Consider the following 4,323-nt stretch of genomic DNA (forward strand, 5'->3'; position numbering starts at 1 on the left):
GTGATGGCATACGACGTCGACTTCACGAACGTCTCGACGGTCGGTCTCGAGTCCTCGCCCGTGGCGGAGGCGCTGGCGGGCCTGCGCGCCAACGAGGCGCGCTACTTCAAGAACAAGTTCGACCACACCTTCAGCACCCAGCCGGCACACGAGGCGGAGGCCATCGTCGACCACGTCTCCCGGATCCTCAAGGAGGAGCGCGACATCGTCATCGGCTCGCCCGCCCTCGAGGCGACGCAGTTCGAGGTCGATGGTGTCCGCTGGTCCTACGTCTTCTACGAGTCGGGCCTGTCGGTCAACGTCCTCTGGACGCTCGCCGACGGCGGCAAGCGTGCCGTCGGGTTCAAGCTCTCGGACGGCATGGAGGTCCCCGCCGAGCTGGCCGACTTCAAGTTCGCGCGGCAGAAGTCCAAGCTCGCCGGGACGATCCGCGGCTCCTACTTCGTCATCAAGGGCGAGTACTGACCGCTCGGCACCCCGTGGAGCTGAACCCTGCCGCTACGTGACCGCCGCTACTTGACCGAGCCGGCGGTGAGGCCGCCGACCAGGTGCTTCTCGATGATCGCGAAGAGGATGACGACGGGGACCACCGCGATGACGGAGGCCGCGAAGAGCTGGTCCCAGTGCTGCTCGTAGCCGGTGATGTAGGCGCGCATGCCGACCGTCAGCGGCTTCTTGTCGTCGTCGATCATCAGCGTCAGCGCCACGACGTACTCGTTCCAGGCGGCGATGAAGGTGAAGATCGTCGCCGTGACGAGTCCCGGCAGCGTCAGCGGCAGCATGACCCGGCGCAGCACCTGCCACCGGCTCGCGCCGTCGAGCGAGGCCGCCTCCTCCACCTCGAGCGGGATCGAGGAGAAGAAGCCGTGCAGGATCCAGATCGCGAAGGCCAGGTTGAACGCGGCGTTCGTGATGATCAGCGCCGCGTAGGTGTTGATCAGGTTGAGCTCGAAGAACTGCCGGTAGAGACCGACGACGAGCGAGGTCGGCGCGAACATCTGCGTCACCAGCACGAGGAAGAGGAACGCACCACGGCCCGGGAACCGGTGCCGCGCCGTCATGAAGGCGGCCGGGATCGCGACGAGGACGACGATCACCGTCGAGCCGCTCGCCACGATGAGCGAGGTCTTGAGCCAGTTGAGGAACCGGTCGTCCCCGAGGATCTGCGCGTACGTGTCGAGCTGCCACACCTTCGGGAGGATCGACGTCGGGGTGCTCTTGACGTCGGTGCTCGTGCGCAGCGAGTCGAGCACCATGATCAGGTAGGGCGAGAGGAAGACGAACGCCACCAGGGCGCCGCCGATGCCCATCAGGGTGCGCTTGCGTCGCCTCGGGTCGCGGCCTCGCGCGACCACGCCCTCCTGCTCCGGCGGGGTGCCCGGTGCGACCGGCGCGGCAGCCGTCGTGGTGCTCATCGGGTCGTCTCCTCACGCACGTTGATGATCCTCAGGTAGATCGCGACCACGACCAGGATGAGCAGGACGTTGAAGATGCCGGCCGCTGCCGACATGCCGACGTCGTGCTCCTGGCTCTTGAAGGCCAGCTTGTACATGAACGTGATCGTCGTGTCGTGCGCGTAGCCCGGGTTGCGGTCGTTGAGGGTGTAGACGATCGGGAAGCTGTTGAAGACGTAGATGATGTTGAGCACCGTGGCGACCATCAGGGCCGGACGCATGAGGGGCAGCGTGATGTTCCAGTAGCGCTGCCACGGGCTCGCCCCGTCGACGGTCGCGGCCTCCATGACGTCGTCGGGGATGGCCCCGAGGCCCGCGATGAAGACGAAGATCGTGAACGGCAGCGACACGAAGATGCCGACGAGCACCATCGAGAACATCGTCCAGCTGTCGTTGCCGAGGAAGTCGATCGGCGTGCTGATCAGATGGAGCTTGAGCAGCACGTAGTTGATGACGCCGTAGTTGTAGTCGTAGAGCAGCACAAACAGCTGGCTCGTGATGACGAGCGACGCCGCCCACGGCACGATGACCGCCCAGCGCACGAAGCGCCGCCCCGGGAAGCTCTTCACGAGGAACTGCGCGAGCGCCAGGCCGATCACGATCGTGAAGGCGACCACCGCCACGACCCACACGACGGTGTTGCGCAGGACCTGTCCGAGGTCTTGGTGCTCGAGCACCTTCTGGTAGTTCGCCCACCCGGCGTCGCCCGTGCGCAGGCCGGTGATCGAGTACTGCCCGCGGGAGGCGTCGAAGAGCTTGACCGCCGGGTAGAGCACGACTCCGAGGATGAGTGCGAGCGCCGGCGCCAGCCAGAGGAGGGCGACCAGCGGGTGGACGTGGCCGATCCGCCCGGCCCGCTTGCGCCGGAAGGGACCGGACGGCATACGCGAACGCGTGGCCCCCGCCCCCGCCGAGTCGGCGGGCGCGGGGGTCACGGCAGTGCTGTCACTCATCGCGGGAGGCTCCGGGTCAGCCGGCGTTCTCGGCGGTCTTCTGCAGGTCGTCGAGGACGGCCTTCGGGTCGCCGGTCATGGCCTTGCCGAGGTTCTGCTGGACGGCGAGCTTGACCTTGTCCCACGTGGGGTCGTCGGTCGGGGTGAGGCGCGCGTTGGGCAGCGTGTCGAGGTAGACCTTGAGCTTCGGGTCGCTCGAGAACTGCTGGACGCCCGACTTCGTGACCGGGAGGAAGCCCTCGGCCTTGATGAAGGTGTTGACCTGGTCAGGCTGGTAGTAGAGGTCGTAGAACGCCTTGACCGCCGCCTGGTTGCCCGGCTTCTTGAAGGCCATCAGGTAGTCGGTGACGCCGAAGGTCTTGCTCTCGGTGTTGTCGTTGCTCGGGAACGGCGCGACGCCGTAGTCGACCTTCTTGTCCTGGTCGAGCGCGCCGGCGAGCGGGCTGAACCCGATGACCATGCCGGCCTTGCCCGACTTGAACAGGTCGAAGGCGTCGGCGCGGTTGGTGCGGGCCGGGTTGTTCTGCGTGACCTTCTCGTCGGACAGCTTCTTGAGGAACGTCAGCGTCTGGACGTTCTTGTCCGAGTTGATCGTCCACTTGCCGTCGGCCTTCCAGTCGCCGCCGTTGTTGAACAGCCACATGGAGAACTCGCCCTGTGACTCCTCCGGGCCGAGCGGGAGGGCGTAGCCGACGTTGCCGGTCGCGGCGATCTTCTTGGCGTCCGCCTCGAGCTCGTCCCACGTCTTCGGCGGGTTGGTGATGCCGGCCTGCTTGAAGAGCGCCTTGTTGTAGAAGAGCGCGCGGGCCGAGGACAGGTCGGGGAAGCCGTACATCTTGCCCTGGTAGGTGCCGTACTTGACGAACGTGTCGAGGATGTCGCTCTTGGCCGCCGCCGGCAGCACCTCGTCGGAGTTGTAGAGCAGGCCGTCCTTCGCGTAGCTGGCGTACGCGTTGAGGTTGAGGATGTCGGGCGCCTGGTTGTTCTGGATCATCGTCGAGGACTGCTGGTCGATGTTGTCCCAGCTGACGATCTGGACGTCGAGGGTGTTGCCCGTCTTCTCCTTGTACGTCTTGGCGAAGGCGTCCCAGAACGCCTTCGTGTGCTCCTTGGAGTACTCGGCCGCGACGAGCTTGATCGTCGTCGGGCCCTGGCTGCCGCCGCCCCCGGTGGAGCCGCCGCCCGCAGCCGACCCGGCGCCGGTGCCTCCGCCGCACGCGCCGAGGGCGAGGCCTGCGATGGCCATCCCCGCGACGACCACAGACTTCTTCGTGGACCTCATTGTCTCTCCCTTGGTTCGGTGTCAGCCGGTGGCGTAGGTGCGGCGTCGCTACCGACGCATGTCTCGGCCGCAATGACGACAACCTAGAGCGGCGCCCTCGGTCATTCAAGAACAATCATGACCGGATCTCCATCGATTCGATCACAAACACGCATCGTTTGGTGGATCGGCATCCGTCAGACCTCGTGCACCTGCACGCCGGCAGCGCGGATCGCGTCCACCTCGCCCCGGTCTGCGCCCACGGTAGTGACCAGATGGTCGATCCGCTCGACGGGACAGATCGAGGCGAAGGTGCGCACGCCGAGCTTCTCTCCGGTGGCGACGCAGATGACCTGCTTGGAGCGCTCGATCATCGTGCGGATGATGGCCGCCTCCTCCTCGTGCCGGCACGTGGCGCCCTCCCGGGCCGAGAGGGCGTTGACGCCGACGATGGCGACGTCGATCCACAGCTGCTGGAGCACCAGGGCGGCCAGCGGGCCCGTCACCTCGTAGGACTCGGGCCGCGCGACCCCACCGAGCGAGACGCACTGGACGTGGGGACGCAGCACCGCCTCGGAGGCGATGTTGAGCGCGTTGGTCACGATGGTGACCTCGCCGTCGAGGGGGAGGTCCTCGCGCGCGGTGATGGCCCGCG

General features: G+C 66.6%; 5 protein-coding genes. 1 reads left to right on the plus strand and 4 read right to left on the minus strand.

Annotation, left to right across the window (positions count from 1 at the left end; translation table 11 throughout):
* Nucleotides 1–3 precede the first annotated feature (3 nt).
* Entirely contained in the window at nucleotides 4–465 is a 462-nt protein-coding gene (locus ABD194_RS19080; protein ID WP_343994427.1) for a phage tail protein, read from the plus strand.
* A gap of 47 nt (nucleotides 466–512) precedes the next feature.
* On the opposite strand, the gene ABD194_RS19085 is transcribed toward ABD194_RS19080, so the two are convergent.
* From ABD194_RS19085 to ABD194_RS19100, 4 genes are all read right to left on the minus strand, one after another.
* Nucleotides 513–1,415: a carbohydrate ABC transporter permease gene (locus ABD194_RS19085; protein WP_343994420.1), complete on the minus strand. Its 903-nt coding sequence runs from the start codon at nucleotides 1,413–1,415 to the stop codon at nucleotides 513–515.
* A complete protein-coding gene (locus ABD194_RS19090; RefSeq protein ID WP_343994423.1) occupies nucleotides 1,412–2,407 on the minus strand; it encodes a carbohydrate ABC transporter permease in 996 nt (331 codons plus the stop codon). Before ABD194_RS19090 ends, ABD194_RS19085 begins: the two co-directional genes overlap by 4 nt.
* Nucleotides 2,408–2,423: 16 nt before the next feature.
* Nucleotides 2,424–3,689, minus strand: a complete 1,266-nt coding sequence (locus tag ABD194_RS19095; RefSeq protein ID WP_343994425.1) for an extracellular solute-binding protein — start codon at nucleotides 3,687–3,689, stop codon at nucleotides 2,424–2,426.
* 176 nt (nucleotides 3,690–3,865) lie between these two features.
* A partial coding sequence (locus tag ABD194_RS19100) for a DeoR/GlpR family DNA-binding transcription regulator (RefSeq protein ID WP_425580033.1) occupies nucleotides 3,866–4,323 on the minus strand: 458 nt, incomplete at its 5' end.

Source organism: Terrabacter terrae, assembly GCF_039529575.1.
Taxonomy (GTDB): Bacteria; Actinomycetota; Actinomycetes; order Actinomycetales; family Dermatophilaceae; genus Terrabacter; species Terrabacter terrae.

Coding starts and splice junctions, on each gene's coding strand:
- ABD194_RS19080 (WP_343994427.1), top strand. CDS start 4: ATGGCATACGACGTCGACTTCACGAACGTCTCGACGGTCGGTCTCGAG.
- ABD194_RS19085 (WP_343994420.1), bottom strand. CDS start 1,415: ATGAGCACCACGACGGCTGCCGCGCCGGTCGCACCGGGCACCCCGCCG.
- ABD194_RS19090 (WP_343994423.1), bottom strand. CDS start 2,407: ATGAGTGACAGCACTGCCGTGACCCCCGCGCCCGCCGACTCGGCGGGG.
- ABD194_RS19095 (WP_343994425.1), bottom strand. CDS start 3,689: ATGAGGTCCACGAAGAAGTCTGTGGTCGTCGCGGGGATGGCCATCGCA.